Source organism: Mangrovibacter phragmitis, assembly GCF_001655675.1.
Classification (GTDB): Bacteria; Pseudomonadota; Gammaproteobacteria; order Enterobacterales; family Enterobacteriaceae; genus Mangrovibacter; species Mangrovibacter phragmitis.
In genome coordinates, this window is the sequence record NZ_LYRP01000048.1 from 133,791 (window position 1) to 155,280 (window position 21,490).

A 21,490-nucleotide genomic window follows, 5' to 3' on the forward strand; every position below is an offset into this window, starting at 1 on the left:
AAATAAGGCTTAAGGTCATCAATACACTTTCAGCAACACGGAAAATTTCTTCATTTTGGTGCATTTCGCACCATTTTTGACTCTTTTAGCCACATTAATAAGCAACAGATACACTGTTACTCAAGGCCGCAAATCCGTAAAACGCAACTCAGCACATGCTGGGTTGCGCGTTCTTCGGCACCTTCACTGTGGGCATCACTCCCCAGAATTGCGGCTATCTGAATATCAAAATCGGCGTAGGTCTGGGTCATCGACCAGACAGTAAAAAAGAAGTGGGTGGTGTCAGTTGCGCGTAATTTTCCCTGCGCTATCCAGCCATCCAGCATGCGTGCTTTTTCAGCTACCATCTGGCGCAACTGATTTTGCAGTAACGGCTGCACTACCTGCGCACCCTGCAATATTTCATTGGCAAACAGTTTTGAAGCATCCGGGCGCGTAAAGCTGAAGCGGATTTTTTTGCGTACATAAGCTTCCAGCGCCGCTTTGGGGTCTTCGTCCGCCACCATGACTTCGAGTGGAGCCAGCCAGTCATGGAGAATGCGCTCCAGTACCCGCAGATAAAGGTTTTGTTTATTGCCGAAGTAATAGTGCAGGTTGGGTTTGGGGAGTTGGGCTTCATCGGCTATTTGCTGCATAGTCGCACCACGAAAGCCATAACGGGCAAACACCCGCTCAGCCGCTGGCAGGATAACCGCTTCATTGTCCTGGCGAATGCGCCCTTTCTCCGGGTTTTCCAGCATGCCACTGAGTAATACATCATTCATCAGTCAACGTACGCCTCCGAAACGCATGAAGCGCGCCCTCCCTGGCGCAAACGCATTACTGCAGTTTGGCTGCAGCATCCCATACTATGTGGGTCATAGCAGCATCGCCCGGGTCTTTCTTAATCACCGGGGTATCGCCGCCACTGTGCAACAGAACATCAATGGTGCGATGGTAGGCAGCCGGGTCAAGCCAGCCAATTTTAGGGGTGTTCGCGTTGGTTATCAGTTTGGCGACATTCTCCATCTGGCGTGTTTGCCCTTCCACAGTAGAAGCACCGGAGGCATCTTCAGCAACCACGATTTTTGCTGCTTCTTCCGGGTGCTTAACGGCATAGTTCCACCCTTCAAATGACGCTTTCAGGAACTTCGCCATTTTGCTGACAAACGCCGGATCTTTGAGGTCCGGGCCACGCACGTACAGGCCGTCTTCCAGGGTTGAAACCCCTTCGTCTTCATATGGGAAATTAATCAGTTCATCTTTTTTCAGCCCGGCGTCTATTAACTGCCAGTATTCGTTGTAATTCATGGTGGAAATACAGGCAGCCTGGTCCTGTAGCAGCGGGTCAACGTTGAAGCCCTGTTTTAAGATGGTGATATCTTTACCCGGTTTCAGCCCCAGTTTGTTCATCCAGTTAAAGAAGGGGTATTCGTTGCCGCCAAACCAGACACCGAGAGTTTTGCCTTTAAAATCTGCCGGGGTTTTAATGCCACTGGCTTTTTTACAGGTCAGCATCATGCCTGAGCGGTCATACACCTGAGCAATATTCACTAATGGAACGCCAGCTTCGCGGGAAGCAAGCGCATCAGGCAACCAGTCCACAATGACATCTGCAGATTTACCGGCAATCACCTGGACTGGCGAAATATCCGTTCCGCCAGGCTTGATAGTGACATCCAGCCCTTCTTTTTGATAAAAGCCTTTCGCCTGAGCCACGTAATAACCAGCAAACTGCGCCTGCGGCACCCATTTTAACTGGAGTGTCACTTTCTCTGCGGCAAAGGTTTGAAAGGCGAGCGTCGCAGACATTGCCGCCAGCAACAATCCCCGGCGAAAAGCAGAACGTTTTATCATTGAGTAACTCCTCGGGTTAGGTATGTATATCCCCAGAATCATTCCGGCATACCGCTACCAGCCACCGGCATTAAAAAGGGAATACAAACGTGCTAAGCATCATTAATTAACGTTATTTTTCATTCACTTCGTTTACGACATACCACGCACTGTGGGATGCCAGAAATTCACCCGCCGGTCGAGGCGGACCACCAGGGCGTACATCAGCGAGCCAGCAACTGAAGCCACCACAATGGCAGACCACACCACTGGCATATGCATGCGCGCAGATTCAGTAGAAATACGAAAGCCCAGTCCGGCAGTGGGCGAGCCAAAAAACTCAGCTACAATCGCGGTAATTAATGACAGCGTCGCATTCACTTTCAGGGCACTAAAGATGAACGGCATGGCTTCAGGCAGGCGCAGGGAAAGCAGGCTCTGGCGCGGCGTGGCGGCATAGCAATACATCAGTTCCTGCTCCATTTTTCCGCAGGATTTCAGGCCAGCCAGGGTACTCACCAAAGCCGGGAAAAAGGTGACCAGGGTGACAACAGCCGCTTTGGAAGGCCAGTCAAAACCAAACCACATCACCGCTATCGGCGCCACACCCACTAGTGGCACGGTACTGGTCAGGTTTGCCACTGGCAGCAATCCGCGTTGCAGGAAAGGCAGGCGGTCTGTCAACAAAGCAACCACAATCCCCAGCCCACTTCCCAGGACATAACCCGCCAGGACAGACTTGATCACCGTTTGCAGAACATCGCCCATCAGCATGCCTGAGCTGCTCACCAGCGCAGATATAATCGCCAGCGGCGCAGGCAAAATGACCTGAGGCACTGCAAACGCCGTAACCAGGATTTGCCAGAACACCAGGATCCACAGCCCTGACAGGCTGGCAACCAGGCTTGCCGGTAATGGTGTGCGGGCAAGGCGCTGTACACTGACAACCGCCAGTAATGCCACCGCCGCCAGTGTTAACCCGCTGAGCGGCAACCACGCCAGCCACACGGTACCTGCCGCCAGGGTGATGGCAAAAGCCGCCATGCGCCAGACCGGCAAGGTGGGTGAACAGGCCAGCAGCGCACTGATAATCAGCACCAGGTTTATCACCACCAGCGCACCGTTCACCGGCGAGGCAACAGAGAGTTGAACCAGGGATAAAGCCAGTAACAGCAGCGCCAGCAGCAGTGAGATAACGCCCGGAATGGTTTTACTTTTCATCACGCCCCCTTACGCTTACGCATGACCAGGCGTTCAGCCAGTGTGACCATGCCGGTTAATAGCAGGCCCAGCAGCGATGCCATCACCAGTGCCGACCAGATTTGCACGGTATTGCCGTAATAAGAACTGGTCAGCAGGCGTGCTCCCAGCCCGGCCTGCGCTCCGGTGGGCAGTTCTGCCACCATGGTGCCCACCAGCCCACTGGCAATAGCGACACGAAAAGCAGGGAACAAATAAGGCAAAGCGGAAGGCAGGCGCACCATCCAGAAGATATGGATCCGGCTGGCCGCCCAGGTGTGTACCAGCTCCATCTCCATTTTCTGCGGGGAACGCAGCCCCTGCACCGTGGCTATCGTCACCGGGAAAAAGCACAAATACATGGCGATGGTGGCTTTCGGCAACATACCGGTTATCCCCATGCTACCGAGAATTATCAGTACGATGGGGGCAATAGCCAGTACCGGAATGGTTTGTGAAGCCACAATCCACGGCAACAATGCTTTATCCAGGGTGTGCGAATGAACGATACACACCGCCAGCAAAATCCCCAGTACCACTCCCATAACGAAACCGGTTAATGCGGCGCTGGCCGTCACCCAGGTGTGTAATAGCAGGTTACGTGGCGATGTCACCGGCCATTGAGTGAGGCTGTTCCAGATATCAGCAACAATTTGGTGGGGAGCGGGCAGTAACGGGCGAGTGGCATTCAGTGAGGCGACAATCAGGTCTGCCATGTTCCAGGAAGCCCGGTGGGACAACACCCGGTCAATGGTGCCATGGGCATTCAGCGCCACAGCCAGGGCGTACCACAGCACGACCACTGCCAGCAGTACCACACTGACAGGCAGAGTATGGAACGTTAAACGCCGCCCCCAGGTGAGCGTTCTAGTGGTCATGATGCCCCTCCACCAGCGCTTCCCTCACCGCCTGAGATAACTGCATAAATGCAGCTGTGTCGCGAATTGTAAGGTCGCGCTCAGCAGGCAGGGGTGAATCAATCACTTTAATAATGCGCCCGGGCCGTGGAGACATAATGACGATTTTGGTGGACAGGTACACTGCCTCAGAAATGGAGTGGGTCACGAACACCATCGTGCGTTGCTCGTGATACCACAGTTGCTGAAGTTGCTGGTTCAGGTTGTCGCGGGTCAGTTCATCCAGCGCACCGAAAGGTTCATCCATCATCAATATTTTGGGTTCAAAACCTAAAGCACGGGCAATAGAAACACGCTGCTGCATACCACCAGATAACTGCCAGGGGTACTTTTTCTCGAACCCTTTCAGCCCGACACGCGCCAGTTGCTCACGGGCAATTTCATCACACCGGCCTGGCGGCACACCCTGAATTTGTAACGGCAACATGACATTCGCCAGCACCGTGCGCCACGGGAGCAATACTGGTGCCTGGAAGACATAACCATAAGCCCCGGCCTGGCGGGCTTCAGAAGGAGACATATCGTTGACCAGCAACTCACCCGAGCTCACCTGTTCGAGATCGGCAATGGCACGCAGTAAGGTTGTTTTTCCGCAGCCAGATGGCCCAATGAAAGAGACAAACTCACCCTGGCGAATTGTCAGATTCACATCTTTAAGTGCATGTACTGGCTGGTCTGCCGCCGGGTAAATGACATTTACATCACGCACCGTAACGGCTGGCCGTGCCGTGGCAGGCTTTAAAGGCACCACGGCAGACTCTTCCTCATACATTAGCTGGCTCATTCCCCTGCTCCCCCTGTCAATTTTTGACTGGTTGGTTAAGTTTCTCTTGGTTATGCCATTTTTGTGCCAGAGTGAAAAACCGTAAGAACACAGCACGTTTGCAGCAATTGGCGGCAGGATATTAACTTTTATTGACCATATGTGGTGCAAAAAACAGCAGAGTTGCTTTGTGATGGGGCAAGGAAAGTACGTGGGCGATAAAACTGCGGTCAGGGCTGATCCAAAAGTGATGAAAAACGCAGCAACTGCAATCCTATAAAAGGCTCGCAGTTGCAGTTAGTGACAGATGACCACCACCATTGTGGCAGTTGGTGGAAAAACCAGCGAAAATACCGTCATAACTATCAGAATGACTAATATCTGCAGCCCGATGCTGAACATTCTTTCTGCCAGAACAGCAACACTGGCATAACCGGCAAAAAACGGTATGGTTTGCTGATGAAAATAGTTAATGACTTTCAGGAACTCACCATGGAAAACCCGCTTACCTTCCACCGCTACCACGGCCTTGGCAACGATTACCTGGTCTGCCACCACAGTGTGGCTACGCAACTGACTAACCAGCAGATCCAGCGCGTTTGTGACCGCCATTACGGCATTGGTTCCGATGGCCTGTTGGTGGATGGCGATGACGGCGAGATCCCCACATTGCGTATTATTAACCCCGATGGCTCTGAAGCTGAAAAAAGCGGGAATGGGCTCAGGATCTATGCCCGCTACCTGTTCGACTGCGGCCGCGTGGCACACTCGCCTTTTAAGGTAAACACCCTGGGCGGCCAGGTTTCCTGCCTGGTGGAAGAAGGGGCGCATCAGGTAGTTGTCGATATGGGCGAAGCCCGTTTTAACCCTGCCGCCCTGCCAGCATTAGTAGAAGGCACAGAAGCACTGGCATTGCCATTAATGCTGGGTGGCAAGTCCTGGCAGGCAACGCTGGTCTCTATGGGTAACCCACATTGTGTTATCCGTGTGCAAAAGCTCGACCTGGAGCAGGTCCGGCAGTTGGGTGGGCAAGTAGAAACCCTGCCATTATTCCCCCGGCGCACCAATGTGCAGTTTGTGGAAGTTGTGGACCGCAATAATATCAATATTGGTATCTGGGAACGGGGAGCCGGTTATACCCTGGCTTCCGGCAGCAGCAGCTGCGCCGCCGCCAGTGCCATGTACAAACTCGGTTTAGTGGATGAACAAGTCACCGTGCATATGCCAGGCGGGCAACTCACCATTACCCTGAATAAAGATTTTCAGGTCAGGATGCGTGGCCCGGTACAGAAAGTGGCTACTATTCAGTTAGATAAAGACTGTTTTTTTGATATGCACGGTTAAGCTCATATTCAGCCCGGTATAAAACCGGGCTGCACTTTTTACCTCAAAAACATAAGTTACCGCACATGTTCCGACATTTCCTTCAAGTTATTCCCCGGTAAGTCGATAGCTGAAAGGCAAAAAAAGAATAATTTTCCGCCTACAACTTTTACTCACCGGGAGTTCAGAATGAAAATGACCGTTCGGGCGCGTTTAATCGGTATTATTGGTTTTCTCTGTATTTTATTAGTGATCACCTCCGTTTGGGGGATCTTTGGCCTGCACAATGCAGAACAGCGTGCAGAAAGTACTTATCGTACTGAACTGCTGCCCTTGCAATACTCTTCCCGTTTGTACCGCATGGTACAAAACCAGTCTTCTACATTATTTGAAGCGTTACGTTACTGGACCAGCGCAAGTGAAGTAGAAACCCGGCTGGCCGTTATTCAGGACGACAGCGCAAAAATTGCTGCCGCACGTAAAGCCTGGGCTGGTCTGGATACCCATAAGGATATGTCCGGACTGCGTGACAGTTTTTTTCAGGATCTCGATAGTTACCAGCAGGCACTGAGTGAGGCCGGCAGTTTGCTTAAGCAAGGTAACCCTTCCGCCGCCCTGGTGGTGATTGAAACCCGGTTGCGGGTGCACTCACTGGCGATGGCAAAGAATATTGATAGCCTCGATGCACAAATGCGCGCGCTGGCCGAGAAAACGTATCAGCAAAGTAACAGCGCCTATCTTCTGGCACGTAACAGCCTGATAGTGATGCTGGTTGTCGGTCTGCTGGCAGGCATTATCGCGGGCTGGCTACTGATTCGTTCATTGCACCAGACACTTTCCCGTGCCCGTAACCTGGCGGAATCCATCGCCAATGGTGAACTGAACCACCGTGTCACCGCCAGCACGCACGACGAACTGGGGGAACTGATGCAGTCACTCGCCACGATGGATGTGCGCTTGTCAGATATTGTGCAGGATGTCAGCAGCAGCGCGGATATTCTGCGCGATGCGGCTCGCCAGATGGCTCAGGGGAACGACGACCTTTCTGAACGCACCCATTCCCAGGCCAGTTCACTGGAAGAAACCGCCGCCAGCATGGAGCAAATGACCGCCACTGTGAAGCATAATGCGGAAAACGCTTCGCAGGCAGATGCGCTGGCAACCACCGTGCGCGAACAGGCACAACGTGGTAGCGATGTGTTAAACAGCGCCGTGAAAGCCATGCACGAAATTGAAGAAGCCAGTAACCAAATTGCCGATATCAACCGGGTGATTGATGAACTGGCCTTCCAGACTAACTTACTGGCACTGAACGCTGCGGTGGAAGCCGCAAGAGCGGGCGAACAAGGGCGCGGTTTTGCCGTGGTTGCCACCGAAGTGCGTCAGTTAGCCCAGCGCTCTGCCAAAGCGGCTGCAGAAATCAAAACCCTGATAGATGCCAGCGTGAGCAAAATTAATACCGGGAGTAACCTGGTCAGCCGTTCTGGCGACATGCTGAATGAGATTAACCAGGGCGTTGAGCGGGTAGTTCATATTGTGGGTGAAATCGCGGTTGCCAGTCGGGAGCAATCGAGCGGCATTGAGCAAGTCAATGCGGCGGTAAACCTGATGGATACAGCTATTCAGCAAAATGCATCGCTGGTACAGGAAGCCAGCCATGCCAGCCAGACTGTACGCCAGCATGCTGACTTGTTGGTGGAAAAAATGGCCTTTTTCCACACACAGAATCGTGAAAAATCAGTGTCCGGCGCTGCAATGCACACCGCACTTGAATACAAGGAGGCATAATGCGTAAGTTACTGGCCTCACTTTGTTTGCTCGTCCCGGTGCTCAGTTGGGCCGACACAACGCTGAAAATCGCCACCATCAGCAATGGTGACATGACGATTATGCAGCAACTCTCCGACCAGTATGAACAGTCACACCCTGGTGTCCATTTGCAGTGGCATGTTATGGATGATGGCGCACTCAGAAAAACGATTTATTCATCAATGGAAGGCAACGGTGAACGCTTTGATGTGATTACCGTCGGCACATACGAAGCGCCATTATGGGGCGAAAAAGGCTGGCTTGCACCACTGAATAATTTACCCGACAGTTATGATGTGAATGATTTGCTGCCCCCGCTGCGCAAAGCGCTTTCGTGGCATAACACGCTGTATGCGCTACCTTTTTATGGTGAAAGCAGTATGACGTATTACCGCAAAGACTTATTTGCGGCAAAAGGGCTGAGCATGCCGGCAGAACCCACCTGGCAGGATATTCAGCATTTTGCAGCCGCACTGACGGATAAGAGCAAAGGTATTTATGGTTTGTGCCTGCGCGGGAAGCCCGGCTGGGGAGATAACGTTGCGCTGATCAACACCATCGCCAACGCCTATGGTGCCCAGTGGTTCGATGAAAGCTGGACCCCTACCATGAACACACCAGAGTGGCGGCGGGTGTTGACAGATTATGTCACGATGGTGCATGAATACGGCCCACCGGATACGGTGGATAATAGCTTTGGACAGATCCTGCGCCTGACAGCTCAGGGGGAATGTGCCATGTGGGTGGACAGTACCGTTGCTGCCGGGCTGCTGACCAACCCGCAGATTTCAATGGTCGCCGACAAACTGGGGTTTGCTTCAGCACCTCATGACATTACTCGTAATGGCTCTCACTGGTTATGGGCATGGGCGCTGGCGGTACCGGCCAACAGTTCCCAGCGGGCACAGGCCATTGATTTCATCTCCTGGGCGACTTCACGCGGGTATATTCAGGAGGTTGCCAAAGTTGTCGGTTGGGGCTCTGTTCCACCGGGCAGCAGAAAATCGACCTATGCTGAAGCAGGTTACCAGGCACTGGCACCCTATGCCAAACAAGTGCTTGCCGCCATGGAAACGGCCTCACCGGAAACACCGACACTGAACCCGGTCCCCTACCAGGGGATTCAGTATGTCAGTATTCCCGGTTTCGACCAGATGGGCAGCCAGGTGGCGCAAAACATCGCTAACCTGTTAAAGGGCAAACTGACGGTGGATGAAACGCTGAGTGCCAACCAGCAGGCTGTGCTGGATGTCCGGCAGAAAGTCCACTAACCACCAGGGAACAACTGCCCCATGCTTAGGCTGATGGGGCAGTTTTTTCAGCCCACAAACAGGCACCGTTACCCCATTACCGTGCGGTACAGCAGGCTGTCGAGTGCCCCGGTTTTTCCCGTCGCGCTCAGGGGCAATTTCGGTGAGATTTCCCCTCTTGCCAGTTCGTGTTCAATAAACGCGTGCAAGTGCTCCCTGCGCGGACCATACACGGCTTCCCCGGTGCGCTGTTTAATTTCCAGTAACGGGTCTATTTCTGCCAGAAGGCTGGCATCAGTAACTGTTTTTGCCAGTAATTCCCGAAACAGTACTGGTGGTTGCCCCAGCCCGGCCTCAACCCAGCGCACTGCCAGTTATCCGGCACACTGGTGTTTTCACCAAGGGTTACCTGCCAGCAATGTGTGCCGCCATGCCAGACAGCCCCGGAGATACATGATCTGCCAGTACGTGGCTATCCGGGTAGTCACCACTATTTTGGCGGCGAAAGGCTATTGGCTCCTCAACAAACATTGCGTTCAAACGTTGCCGCCACCTGGCCTCTGTCTGTGCCATAGCATCCGTATCAATACGCCCACTGCCATATACTGCAAACGTGGGTAATACTTCCATGCCGGTGTAGAACAGCGTACCGTGTGTGACAGGGAACAGAAGTTGCTCTAAAGGGCCATTAATCCCGCGCGGGGAATAATCCTGCTCTGGCCCACCCACACTGACCGCCAGCAGTGCCCGTTTGCCTGCAAAAGCGCCTTCTCCGTAGCGGTGCGCATTGCCTTTGCCCTGGTAGCCATACGCCAGGCCGTAAGCCCAGACGCGCTCTATCCAGCCTTTCATGATTGCCGGCATACCAAACCACCAAAGAGGAAACAGCATAATCACGGCATCCGCTGCGAGGACTTTTCGTTGTTCTTCGCTGACATCCGGTGTCTGGCAACCATGGTGAAAAGCATGCCGGGACTCGTCAATAAATGACAAACGCGCCGGGTTTACACGCTCAGGAAAATCATCACCATCAAATACCGCTTTCCACTCCATACCGTAGAGATCGGATTGCTCAACCTGGTGTCCCTGCCCCGTGAATACCTCAACGGCAATATCCACCAGATGGCGTGTCACAGACGTATGTTCTGGTTGCGCATAAACAAGAAGAATATTCATCATCAATACCTTATTAGTCAGTGGAGAATGCGTCAGTGGCAACACGTTAGTCTTCCATCAGGTATAGTTGAAATGAATTTCCTATATTCCAGGTATAGCCATGAGTAATTCCTTAAGACGTCTCGACCTGAATCTGTTAATCACGCTTGATGCGCTGTTGACTGAACATAATGTCACCCGGGCTGCGGAACGCCTGCACCTTTCGCAACCAACTGTCAGTGTGCAACTTTCCCGTTTGCGGGACTATTTTGGCGACCCATTATTACTACCGGGTGCACGGGGGATGCGGCCTACGGCCAGAGCAGATGAACTGCGCGAACCACTCAGGCAGGCATTGTCATTTCTTGAACAGGCTGTGGCACCACAAGGGGATTTCTTTCCTCAACAGTCGAGCCAGACCTGGCGGATTTCCGCTTTCGATTATGGTGAGTACACTATTTTGCTTCCCATGCTTGAATCGTTACGAACACAAGCACCAGCAACCCGCTTATCTGTAGTGCAAAGTTCACCTTCACAAGTTCTGAGGAAAGCAGAACAAGGTGACATTGACCTGGCATTGATGAGTGCAGCAGAAGCACCACTGGATTTACACCGGCGCACACTCTTCACCGAGCACTATGTTTTGGCAGGCAGAGTTGGCCATCCCCACTTAAAGCCAGGCCTGACACTGGAACAATTTTGCCAACTTGACCATGCGATGGTTTCCCCGGATGGCGGCGGGTTTCGCGGTATAACAGATACGTTTTTGATGGAGCAAGGGATTACACGTAAGGTATCGCTGTCGGTCCCTCATTTTCTTTTCCTTTGTGCGGTTTTGGCCAATACAGATATGGTGGCGATGGTGCCCTGGAGGCTGGTGCGGGAAAATATTGCGCTTCAGGTTATTCCTCTGCCTTTTGAGGTGCCGGGCTTCGAGATGCTTATGCTTTGGCCCGAACGGGTTCACCGTGACCCCGCACATAAGTGGTTACGTGAACATATTGCAAACCAGATATAAAAAGCCCCTGCTATATATAGCAGGGGAAAATCCACGTCAGAGTTTATAGTAAGTAATTAGTTAAACACCATTCCACCATCAATCAGCAATGATTGCCCGGTCATATAGTCCGAGTCAGGCCCGGCAAGGTAAGCAACACAAGCAGCCACATCTTCCGGTTCAGATAGCCTGCCAAGCGTGATGCGTTTGGCAAAAGTTTCAGTACCGTATCCCAGTGGTTTACCTGCCGCTTCGGATACTTGTCGGTCAATTTCATCCCACATGGGTGTTTTCACGATCCCCGGGCAATAGGCATTAACAGTAATCCCCAGCGGAGCCAGGTCCCGTGCGGCAGTCTGAGTGAGACCGCGTACCGCAAACTTACTTGAACTGTATACCGCCAGTTCGGGGTTGCCGGTGTGCCCTGCCTGTGAGCAGGCATTAATTATCTTACCGCCGTGCCCTTCTTTGCGGAAAGCCTCGATAGCAGCCTGTATCCCCCAGATAACACCTTTCACATTGATGTTGTATACCTTATCTACTATTTCAGGGGTGATAGATTCTATCGGCGTGGAAGGGGCAATCCCGGCATTGTTGACGATAACGTCAAATCCCCCCAATGTTTTACGCGCTGACTCTACCGCCGCGAAAACCTGTTCACGGCAAGATACATCCACTTTCACGGCAATAGCGCGACCACCTGAATGCGTTATCTCGTCTGCTACGGTTTTCGCCGTTGCTTCGTTATAGTCGGCAATAGCCACAGCGAAACCCTCTTTTACCAGGCGTAGCGCAATGGCTTTACCGATCCCCTGGCCTGAACCTGTTACAAGAGCAACTTTTTGCATCATTTTGTCCTTTTATTAACTCACAGAATCTGGCTGAGATGGAGCTGCCCCATCAACAGCGGGTTGTCGCTATAGTCAACCGGAATGGCCACTACAGCCGGGCCGTCTACATCCATTGCTTCATGCAATGTCGCTTCCAGCGAATCAGCGCTTTCCACAGCAAACCCTTTTGCACCAAATGCATCGGCATAGGCTTTGAAATCGACGGGGCCGAATTCAACACCGGAAGTACGCTGGTATTTTTTTTCTTCCTGAATCGCCACCATGTTGTAGCCGTTATCCACCCACACGATATGCAGAATGTTAGCGTGCAGACGCACGGCGGTTTCCAGCTCCATGCTCGACTGCAGGAATCCCCCGTCACCCGAAACAGAAACCACTTTGCGCCCCGGGTTCACAATCCAGGCACCAATTGCCCACGGCAGAGCTACCCCCATCGTTTGCTGGCCATTGGAAATCATTATCTGACGGGCGCGGAAGCTGTAGAGATAGCGGGCAATCCAGATATGAAAACTGCCCATATCGACCGTCAGCGTCACGTCGTTGTTCACGATATCCTGTATCGCCCGGACAATACGCAATGGGTGCAAAGCAAACTGGGTGAGCGACGCGCCACGGCGGTCGAGAAGATCCCGCTGACGCTGACGGTCGACGAGAATTTCTGTAGCGCGTGGGCTCAGTTCATACAAACGGGAAATACGGCCAGCCAGACGCTCCAGCGTTGCTGCGATATCCCCTATCAGTTCAAAATCCGGGGTGTAATAGCGCTCTTCATAGGCGGGCAGCACATCAATATGTACCAGTGTGGCATCACCGCTATTCCACATCGCGGGTTCGTATTCAACCGGGTTATAGCCAATACAAATAACCAGATCAGCCAGATGTAACAAACGGTCACCCGCCTGATTATTAAACAGGCCAACACGCCCGGCAAAACGCGTGAAATGCGCCTGATTCACGGCACCGGCCGCCTGATAGGTACTGGTGACCGGAATACGACTTTTCTCCAGCAAATGATGTAGCGCTGCACTGTTGGCTGTCTGGCTGGCCATCAGCCCCAATAAAATAACCGGGTTCTTCGCCTGATTGATGCGGGCCGCAACCTCGTTAATGGCCACATCAGGTGCCGGTCCCATCAATGCCGAGGAGCCGGCAGGTAAAATCGCGCCCCTTGCTGGTTGGTCGACAATATCTTGTGGCAGGCTGACAAAAGCACTGCCTGGCCTGCCCTGTTCGGCGGAGCGAAAGGCATTTGATACCACTTCAGCTATTGCGTCAGAGGAAGTGACCTCCACAGCGTATTTCGTGACCGGGCTAAACATGGCAACCGTATCCATACTCTGATGAACCTGTTTCGCTTTGTCCGCACGTTTAACCGCACCACCCAGAGCGACAACCGGGTCACCTTCACTGTTTGCCGTGGCAATGCCAGTAATCAGATTTGAGCAGCCCGGCCCGGAGGTGACCAGCGCCACACCGGCTTTACCTGTCAGCCGCCCTACCGCCGCAGCCATAAATGCCGCATTCGCTTCATGCCGGACCGGAATGATTTCTATTGAGGAATCGAGTAAGGAGTCAAAAACTTTGTCAATTTTTGCACCCGGAATACCGAAAACCTGTTTAACTCCCTGTTCTTCCAACTGGCCGACAATCATGTCGGCACCGTGTGCCCACTGACGTGCCTGCTTCTCACTGTTCACTGTGATTCTCCTGTTAGTTTTCGACCGAACGGATCGCTGCGTCAAGATTGCCCGGGTGAAGGTTAGCCTGTAAAAACGCACTGTCTGCAGGCAGGTCAATCATGAGTTTATGAATTTCGCCAAAAGTCAGCGTGCCATGCTCCAACTGGTAATCGAGCAGGTGCCCGCCGCCCTGGCGATCATCCGTGATAAAGTGTTCGTGATACCCGGCTACGTTAATGCCCTGCATATGTTGCGGTGTGCGGAACCCCACCAGCACGCCCTGGCGCTGGTTAAAACGGAAAACGGGCTGATCATCCAGTACATCGGTCATCGCACGATAAGGCGGAGTCTGGCGTGGAACTGTACGGGTGTGCGCATGGCGGAAATGGCCATCTATTCTCAATGCGCAGAACAGGTTATCTGAAGGAATTTGCTGGTCGATAACATCATGAATATGCTGGCGGCTGACTGGGGTATCAAAAGTATGACGATACTGCGGCCGGAACCAGGTCATTACTGCGAACGGTGTTTTTTGATCCGGCATTGCAGCCCGGGCACTACCATCAGCACGTAACTGGTAAACCTGGCTACTGAAGGCAATCATCTCACCATCAAGTTCATTAAAGGTGCCAAGACCGAAGTCGCCATGGGTTAACAAGCTCGCTATAGTTGTTTCCCCTTCGTATACGCCACTCAACAAAGCGCTCATTAGCGATGTCTGATAAATGATGCTGTCAGGATGTTGCGCGGAGAATGCCCGTACAGTTTCATGAAAACTCTCCTGACAATCACATGCAGATGAATGCGAAATCATGCCCTGCCTCTTCAACTTTTTTCAGAAAGGTTAAATAAATGTTGACTCGATTCAGTTGATAATTCCAATATAGAAACCATGCTGGTTTGAGACGTTTTTGATATGGAACTTCGTTATCTGCGGTATTTTGTTGCGGTGGCGCGCGAGCAACACTTCACCAAAGCGGCTAAAGCACTGGGTATTTCACAGCCGCCACTGAGTCAGCAGATTAAGCGGCTTGAACAGGAGGTCGGCACTCCATTGTTCAGGCGACTGACCCGTGGCGTGGAACTGACTGAGGCGGGTGAGGCATTCTATGAGGATGCCTGTAAAATCCTGGCGATGAGTGATGCCGCACTGGAAAAAGCCCGAGGAATAGCCCGGGGTCTTAATGGCAGCCTTTCGATTGGTATCACCAGTTCAGATGCCTTCCATCCTCAGATTTTTAGGCTCATTCACCTGTATTTACAACAAAACCCGGGAGTTACTGTCCACCAGGTGGAGGCCAATATGTCCAGCCTGATGACGATGCTGGCAGAAGGTGAACTGGATATCGCTTTTGTGCGGCTACCCTGTGATAGCAGCAAGGATTTTGAGCTGAAAATACTCGAACGGGAACCAATGGTTGCTGCATTACATCCGACTCACCCGCTGGCAAAATGTGAATCGCTTGCCCTGGGGCAGTTGAAAGATACTCCGTTGATTTTATTCCCGCAGGAGGTCGCACCGGGTTGCTATGACCGTGTATACGGTTGCTGCGAACGGGCAGGCATTGATATGCAAAACACGCTGCAGTCCTCCCAGTTTTCATCTTCCCTTGGGATGGTCGCCACCGGTTGTGGGTTTGCGCTGGTGCCAAAATCAATGACCGCTATCACACCGCCCGGCATCACCTATCATGCTTTAACAACGCCAGAACTTTATACCGACATCGCACTCTGCTGGCGTCGTTTTGAACGATCTCACACAGTAAAGCGGTTTGTGTCGATGCTGAAGGATATATAACGTTCAGTTCAACTGAGCCGCATATTTTCGATACAACAATGTGGTCTTTTGTGAATTTCACCGCAATAAAATCAGTATGATTAGGTCTGTTCCCCTCCCGATAATCTGAATGGCTGGATGGTTAAAATGAAACAGGTCAGGATTTACACCCTCAAAGACGCGCTGTCCGCAGAAACTTATTTTCACACGCACTGGCCAAGGCACATGGTCAGCCTTCCCACATTTGATATATATGTTAACCATGTGTACCTGGGAGCAAATAATCAGGTCATTGCGGTAGTAACTTATAAAGATGGAGCCGATATACAAGCCATAAATCAGAAGTATATGGTTAGCGCAGAGTTCAGGGCTGATATGCAGGGTTTCGACATGTCATCAATACTGAATGTGGAAGAAATCAGTATAAAAGAAGCGCTTTTCTGAAAGAATGGCACGCCTTCAGTGCGTATCCAGGTGTGGGGTGAGTCACATCATGGAGAGACCGCTCTGGTCTGGTGTTTCAGGGGCTACATCACATTCATTTACCTTGTGACTTTTAGCCCCTACTAATCTGTTTCCCTTCCCGGACGGGTTAAATGCCAGCGTCTGACATTACTGCGCAACAGAAGATGAGCCAGTTGCCGATTTCCGGCTGACGGTTGGCAGTAATTTACCATGCCAGCTTTCAGCTATGCGGGTAAGGTTGTCTGTGCCTTAGTAACATACCTGTTTATTTCATAAACTATTCATTTATTAACAGGCCTTATTGCTCTTTGGGTTATGTCACCCGTCACAACTATCAGGACTGTGTCTCTTTTACCTATTTTCCTATTGGTGCAGCGCCTTGCCACTGGCGGCAAGAATTGATTCATGCATAGCTTCGGAAAGCGTTGGATGCGCAAAGACCACCGACAGGAGACTCTCATGTGTGGCCTCTAAATGACGGGCGATGCCCAACCCCTGGATCTGTTCAGTCACCTGTGCGCCAACCATATGCGCGCCCAGAAGCTCGCCGGTTTCAGCATCAAAGATAGTCTTTACAAACCCCTCCGTCTCTCCACTGGCCAGTGCCTTTCCATTACCCTGCAAGGCGAACTTACCTATTTTGATAGCCCGCCCTCTGGCGCGTGCTGTAGCCTCTGTCAAACCCAGACTGGCAACCTGTGGCCGGGCGTAAGTACAACCGGGCACATAGTCGTGGTCAAGAGGAGCTGTGCCTGCGAGGCCAGCCAGTGTCTCAACACATATCACGCCTTCGTGGCTGGCCTTGTGCGCCAGGCATGGCGGGCCGGCTACATCACCAATAGCATAAAGACCAAATACGTTGGTGCGGCAAGCAGCATCCGTTTTGATGAAACCCCGGTCCAGCCCAACTTCAAGCGCTTCCAGCCCGAGATCTTCAATATTGGGTTGTACGCCAACCGCCAAAAGCACTCGCTCAACCTCCAGGAACTGTTCGGCACTGGCGTTTTTCAAGGTGCAGCACACCCCTGTGTCGGTGACCTGCGCTTGCGTCACCAGAGTCTGGGTATGGACCTGAATGCCGCGCCTTTCGAATGATTTGCGCACCGCTGCAGACACTTCGGTGTCTTCAACTGGCAGGATCTGTGGAGCCTGCTCGACCAGCGTTACTTTGCAGCCAAGATCGTTATAAAGGCTGGCGAATTCGACGCCAATGGCCCCTGAACCAATGACTAACAGAGATTTCGGCAATCGCTCAGGCTGCAACGCTTCGAAATAGGTCCAGATATACTCACCATCGGGCGTTATGCCTGGTAACGCCCGTGGCCGGGCACCAGTTGCCAGGATAACATGATCAGCCCGGTACTCATGCTTTTCCCCTCTGGCATCAGATACGGTTACTTGTCCCTTGCCACACAGCCGGGCAGTGCCATCAATGACCCTGACACCATTTTTCTTCAACAGATACTCGACTCCACCAGTCAGCTGTTGCGACACTGTACGGCTAAATTGCACCAGTTTCTGCAGATTGAAACTCACCTCCCCAACACTAAAACCCAGTTGGTTGGCATGTGCAATACTGTGCGCCACCTCAGCACCGTGCAACAGTGCCTTGGTTGGGATGCATCCCCAGTTCAGGCAGATGCCTCCCAGATGTTGCTTTTCCACTAATGCGGTACGAAGCCCCAGTTGACCGGCACGAATGGCCGCCACGTATCCCCCAGGCCCGCCCCCGATGATCAGTACATCATATTTATCGTGCATAACTCGCCTCCTGGATAAACAGCAGTGTCGGTGTTTCAACCAGACGCTTGAGTTCCCGCAAGAAAGCCGCGCCTGGCGCCCCATCGATAACCCTGTGATCGCAGGACAGCGAAACAGTCAGTTGATGGCGCGCGACTATTTGTCCATCACGTACGACTGCCCGGGCCTCGCAGGTACCAATTGCGAGGATCGCGCTTTGAGGTGGATTTATGATGGCGTCAAACTGCCGTACTCCGAGCATGCCCAGGTTGGACAAGCTAAAGGTTCCCCCCTGGAATTCTTCAGGCTTGAGCGTGCCCGCTCTGGCTTTGGTCACCAGAGAGTGAATTTCGTTCGATATGTCACTTACCGTTCTCCGGTTCGCTGAGCGAACAATAGGCGTAATTAACCCATCAGGCAGCGCAACAGCCACCGAAATGTCGGCATTGGCAAAACGGTGGATACTCTGGGTAACTTCGTCAAACTGTACGTTGACATCCGGTACGGCAACCAGTGCCAGGCCACAGGCCTTAACCAGCAGATCATTAACCGAAATCTTAACGCCGGGAACTTCGCTGTTAATTTCCTTACGCAACGCTAACAGTCGTTCCAGGTCAAGATCGGCAGTCAAACGAAAATGGGGAGAATGTTGCTTGGACATTTGCAAGCGGGATGCGATAGCCCGCCGCATACCTGACAGGGGGATGTTCTCAAAGGTTGCAGGCACACTTTCCTGAGCAGGCCCGGTCTGCGGCTGCCCGTCAAGTAGCGCTGCCGCGGCCAGCACATCATCACGACTGACCCGGCCACGTGAACCGCTGCTTCGGCAGTCGTGTAAATTGATACCCAGTTTGTTGGCAAGACGGCGCGCCAGCGGAGTTGCTGATACCTGGCTGTCATCGGCATGCGAGCGTGGTATTTTGCTGCGACGAACAGGTATCTGCGGAGGGGCTATGCGGCCGCCAGCTGCAACTATCGCCCTTTCCAGGTCTGCCACAGAGATACGGTCATCACGCCCGCTCCCACGGACCTTTTTCAGGTCGACCCCCAGTCGAGCAGACAGACGTAGCGCATGGGGAGTGGCATTAACCAGAGTCACATCCGTTATACCTTGCAGACTTGCTGGGACTTCAGTCTGCCCAATGGGCGGCACAGGTTTGTTGGATGGGGTCGATGCAACATCAGGTAGGTTACCCACTGCTTGCGCAACCACATCCGGCCCGGTGGCCTCCGTGGCAGGAGTTACTGATTTCACCGTAGCCAGACCGGCAACATATTCATCCAGTTCGGCATCGCTGACCGAAGTGTCAGCGACCAGCGCCAGAACGGCTCCTACCTGGAGGGTATCACCCTGTTGGGCTATTATCCGACGCAGCGTACCGGCGAAAGGCGCCTCCAGCACATTAACGATTTTGCTGGTTTCAATCTCGCAGATTTCCTGCCCTTTGGTAAAGCTGTCACCTTCCTGGATGGCCCACCGGGCGAGCAAACCTTCCTCCATTGACAGCCCCCACTTTGGCATTTCAAGTGTCTTGATTTCGCTCATAGATTAATCCTCCAGTACTTGACGGACGGCTGCTTCGATACGTTCAACGCCAGGGATCCAGAGTTTTTCGAGAGCAGGGGAGAAAGGGACTGGAGTATGTGGTGGTGTCACCAGGATGACTGGTGCTTTGAGGAAATGGAATGCCTGGGACGCAATCAGTGCCGCGACATCATGAGCAAAGCCGAAGCGTGCTGCGGATTCGTCGACAATCACTACACGCCCTGTGGAAGCAACTGATTCGAGAATACCTTCCTCGTCGAGTGGCGAAACAGTACGTGGATCAACCACCTCAACCGAGATCCCCTCGCTGGCCAGTTTGTCCGCAACCTGGTTTGCTTTATGCACCATTGCTGACAACGCAATGATGGTGACGTCCTCTCCTTCACGGGTATAATTAGCTACACCTAGCGGGATAGTATAAATCTCGTCCGGAACTTCACCCTTGAGGTCGTAAAGCATTTTATGCTCACAGAATACCACCGGATCGTCATCACGAATTGACTGGATCAACAACCCCTTGACGTCATAAGGTGTCGATGGCACCACCACCTTCAACCCCGGCGTGGTAGCAAAGATATTATAAGGTGACTGAGAATGCTGGGCTGCGGCAGAAAAACCAGCACCGATCATGCCTCGCATTACCAGTGGCGCCCTGGCCTTACCACCAAACATATAACGGAATTTGGCGGCCTGATTGTACAGTGCATCGTGACTCACGCCGAAAAAATCCATGAACATCAACTCCGCCACTGGCCGCAGACCAGTGGCTGCGGCACCGGCTGCCATACCGATGATCGCCGACTCTGTAATTGGTGTGTCTATAACCCTCTCTGATCCGAACTGCGTCCACAACCCTTTAGTTACACCGAGCACACCGCCAAAGGCTTCGATTCTCGCTTCTTCGGGCGCGTTTCCGCCATGACCACCACGTAAATCTTCACCAATTAGCACTACGCGTTCATCGCGTTCCATTTCCTGAGCCAGGGCTTCCTTGACCGCTTCACGATAGGTTTTTATTGTCATTGTTATCCCCCTCAGTATGAGACGTAAACGTCTGTCAGCAGGTCTTCTGGTGCTGGGTAGGCAGCGACGCGGGCTTTCGCCACAGCATCGTCAACAAGCGCTTCAACTTCCGCGTCGATTACCGCAAGTTCTTCCTGGGTGATATGTTGACTAACCTTTGCTATGAAAATCTTCAGCGGATCATGTTCTTCACGCAGGCGTTGAACTTCACCTTCAGCACGGTATAACGCGGGATCGCCCTCAAAGTGACCATGCCAGCGGAAGGCTTTGGCCTCAATGACGCCAGGGCCACCTCCTTCGCGTGCCCGCCTGACCGCCTCTGAGGTTGCCTCGTAAACGGCAAAGAAATCAGTGCCATCAACGGTTACTGCCGGTAAACCGAAGCCAGCGGCGCGCCTGGCGATATCACGCCCCCCGACGGCGTAGTCATGACCGGTCCCTTCCCCATAACCATTGTTCTCGAAAATAAAAATGGCTGGAAGCTGGAGCACTACTGCCATATTAATGGCTTCAAAAACCAGCCCCTGATTAGAACCACCGTCACCAGTAAAAGAGACCCCGACGTTGCCGGTTTTAAGAGTCCTGGCCGTCAGCGCTGCACCAATGGCTAACGGAGGGGCTCCACCAACAATAGCGTTCGCGCCCAGCATACCTTTCGACAAATCGGCAATGTGCATAGACCCACCCTTCCCCCGACACAAGCCGCTGTCTTTACCGAATATCTCGGCCATCATGCCGTGAATATCACAACCTTTGGCAATACAGTGACCATGTCCACGGTGTGTTGACCCAATGAAATCAGCGCTGGTTAAATTTTCGCAGACCCCTACCGCTATAGCCTCCTCGCCGGTATAAAGGTGAATGAAGCCAGGGATATCACCGCTGGTATTTTCCTGATGCAAACGCTCTTCAAATGTCCTGATCTCCCGCATCTTGCGGTAAGCCTGCAATAAAGCCTGTTTGCTTAGCATCATTTAATTCTCCTCAATAAAGGTCGTCCGGGCAGGGAGATACACCCTGGCTACACCAATGCAATGAATCTACGAGCGGTACGGGAGAGTGAGAAGCCACCTGCATGGGGGGGTTGGAGGGGGTTTTCATGCTTGAGGTCAAACTTTATAAATTTTGTGCATCAATCACA

General features: G+C 52.6%; 19 protein-coding genes and 1 pseudogene. 6 read left to right on the forward strand and 14 right to left on the reverse strand.

What is annotated here, in order from left to right; translation table 11 throughout:
• Positions 1-116 precede the first annotated feature (116 nt).
• From A9B99_RS20920 to A9B99_RS20940, 5 genes are all read right to left on the reverse strand, one after another.
• The gene (locus tag A9B99_RS20920) at positions 117-764 is read right to left on the reverse strand and encodes a TetR/AcrR family transcriptional regulator (RefSeq protein WP_064600931.1); all 648 of its coding nucleotides are present in this window, start codon (positions 762-764) and stop codon (positions 117-119) included.
• A 55-nt stretch (positions 765-819) separates the two neighbouring features.
• Positions 820-1,836 (reverse strand): ABC transporter substrate-binding protein, encoded by a 1,017-nt coding sequence (locus A9B99_RS20925; protein ID WP_064600933.1) that lies wholly within the window; start codon positions 1,834-1,836, stop codon positions 820-822.
• Between the two features lie 132 nt (positions 1,837-1,968).
• Positions 1,969-3,036, reverse strand: coding sequence for an ABC transporter permease (locus A9B99_RS20930; protein WP_064600934.1), 1,068 nt, complete (start codon positions 3,034-3,036; stop codon positions 1,969-1,971).
• Positions 3,036-3,932 (reverse strand): ABC transporter permease, encoded by an 897-nt coding sequence (locus A9B99_RS20935; protein ID WP_064600935.1) that lies wholly within the window; start codon positions 3,930-3,932, stop codon positions 3,036-3,038. Before A9B99_RS20935 ends, A9B99_RS20930 begins: the two co-directional genes overlap by 1 nt.
• A complete protein-coding gene (locus A9B99_RS20940) occupies positions 3,922-4,755 on the reverse strand; it encodes an ABC transporter ATP-binding protein (RefSeq protein ID WP_064600936.1) in 834 nt (277 codons plus the stop codon). Before A9B99_RS20940 ends, A9B99_RS20935 begins: the two co-directional genes overlap by 11 nt.
• A gap of 471 nt (positions 4,756-5,226) precedes the next feature.
• Between A9B99_RS20940 and dapF the strand changes: the two genes are divergently transcribed.
• From dapF to A9B99_RS20955, 3 genes are all read left to right on the forward strand, one after another.
• Positions 5,227-6,078, forward strand: coding sequence for a diaminopimelate epimerase (dapF, locus tag A9B99_RS20945; RefSeq protein ID WP_064600938.1), 852 nt, complete (start codon positions 5,227-5,229; stop codon positions 6,076-6,078).
• Between the two features lie 168 nt (positions 6,079-6,246).
• Positions 6,247-7,845: a methyl-accepting chemotaxis protein gene (locus A9B99_RS20950; RefSeq protein ID WP_064600940.1), complete on the forward strand. Its 1,599-nt coding sequence runs from the start codon at positions 6,247-6,249 to the stop codon at positions 7,843-7,845.
• A complete protein-coding gene (locus A9B99_RS20955; RefSeq protein WP_064600941.1) occupies positions 7,845-9,137 on the forward strand; it encodes an ABC transporter substrate-binding protein in 1,293 nt (430 codons plus the stop codon). The genes A9B99_RS20950 and A9B99_RS20955 overlap by 1 nt, the downstream gene beginning before the upstream one ends.
• A 68-nt stretch (positions 9,138-9,205) precedes the next feature.
• Here the strand turns inward: A9B99_RS20955 and A9B99_RS20960 are convergent.
• Positions 9,206-9,490 (reverse strand): annotated as a pseudogene (locus A9B99_RS20960) (DNA polymerase beta superfamily protein); the annotation flags it as partial.
• 31 nt (positions 9,491-9,521) lie between these two features.
• Positions 9,522-10,337: an NAD(P)H-dependent oxidoreductase gene (locus A9B99_RS20965; RefSeq protein ID WP_231889224.1), complete on the reverse strand. Its 816-nt coding sequence runs from the start codon at positions 10,335-10,337 to the stop codon at positions 9,522-9,524.
• A gap of 55 nt (positions 10,338-10,392) precedes the next feature.
• On the opposite strand from A9B99_RS20965, the gene A9B99_RS20970 reads away from it, so the two are divergent.
• Positions 10,393-11,289, forward strand: coding sequence for a LysR family transcriptional regulator (locus A9B99_RS20970; RefSeq protein WP_064600946.1), 897 nt, complete (start codon positions 10,393-10,395; stop codon positions 11,287-11,289).
• A gap of 56 nt (positions 11,290-11,345) precedes the next feature.
• Here A9B99_RS20970 and A9B99_RS20975 read toward each other — a convergent pair whose 3' ends face one another.
• From A9B99_RS20975 to budA, 3 genes are read right to left on the reverse strand one after another with little or no spacing between them, the layout of a single operon-like run.
• Positions 11,346-12,116, reverse strand: coding sequence for a (S)-acetoin forming diacetyl reductase (locus A9B99_RS20975; RefSeq protein ID WP_064600948.1), 771 nt, complete (start codon positions 12,114-12,116; stop codon positions 11,346-11,348).
• Between the two features lie 20 nt (positions 12,117-12,136).
• A complete protein-coding gene (gene alsS, locus A9B99_RS20980) occupies positions 12,137-13,816 on the reverse strand; it encodes an acetolactate synthase AlsS (protein ID WP_064600950.1) in 1,680 nt (559 codons plus the stop codon).
• Positions 13,817-13,829: 13 nt separating this feature from the next.
• Positions 13,830-14,609: an acetolactate decarboxylase gene (gene budA / locus A9B99_RS20985; RefSeq protein WP_064601034.1), complete on the reverse strand. Its 780-nt coding sequence runs from the start codon at positions 14,607-14,609 to the stop codon at positions 13,830-13,832.
• 105 nt (positions 14,610-14,714) lie between these two features.
• Between budA and A9B99_RS20990 the strand changes: the two genes are divergently transcribed.
• Together A9B99_RS20990 and A9B99_RS20995 are read left to right on the forward strand one after the other, a co-directional pair.
• The gene (locus A9B99_RS20990; RefSeq protein ID WP_064600952.1) at positions 14,715-15,596 is read left to right on the forward strand and encodes a LysR family transcriptional regulator; all 882 of its coding nucleotides are present in this window, start codon (positions 14,715-14,717) and stop codon (positions 15,594-15,596) included.
• Positions 15,597-15,722: 126 nt separating this feature from the next.
• Entirely contained in the window at positions 15,723-16,019 is a 297-nt protein-coding gene (locus A9B99_RS20995) for a hypothetical protein (RefSeq protein ID WP_064600954.1), read from the forward strand.
• Positions 16,020-16,403: 384 nt separating this feature from the next.
• Here A9B99_RS20995 and lpdA read toward each other — a convergent pair whose 3' ends face one another.
• Genes lpdA through A9B99_RS21015 form a run of 4 tightly spaced genes read right to left on the reverse strand, consistent with a single transcriptional unit; the run spans position 16,404 to position 21,320 of the window.
• Positions 16,404-17,801 (reverse strand): dihydrolipoyl dehydrogenase, encoded by a 1,398-nt coding sequence (gene lpdA, locus A9B99_RS21000; RefSeq protein WP_064600956.1) that lies wholly within the window; start codon positions 17,799-17,801, stop codon positions 16,404-16,406.
• Positions 17,791-19,326 (reverse strand): 2-oxo acid dehydrogenase subunit E2, encoded by a 1,536-nt coding sequence (locus A9B99_RS21005; protein WP_064600957.1) that lies wholly within the window; start codon positions 19,324-19,326, stop codon positions 17,791-17,793. The genes lpdA and A9B99_RS21005 overlap by 11 nt, the downstream gene beginning before the upstream one ends.
• Before the next feature lie 3 nt (positions 19,327-19,329).
• A complete protein-coding gene (locus tag A9B99_RS21010; RefSeq protein WP_064600959.1) occupies positions 19,330-20,349 on the reverse strand; it encodes an alpha-ketoacid dehydrogenase subunit beta in 1,020 nt (339 codons plus the stop codon).
• An 11-nt stretch (positions 20,350-20,360) separates the two neighbouring features.
• Entirely contained in the window at positions 20,361-21,320 is a 960-nt protein-coding gene (locus tag A9B99_RS21015) for a thiamine pyrophosphate-dependent dehydrogenase E1 component subunit alpha (protein ID WP_197499307.1), read from the reverse strand.
• Positions 21,321-21,490 lie beyond the last annotated feature (170 nt).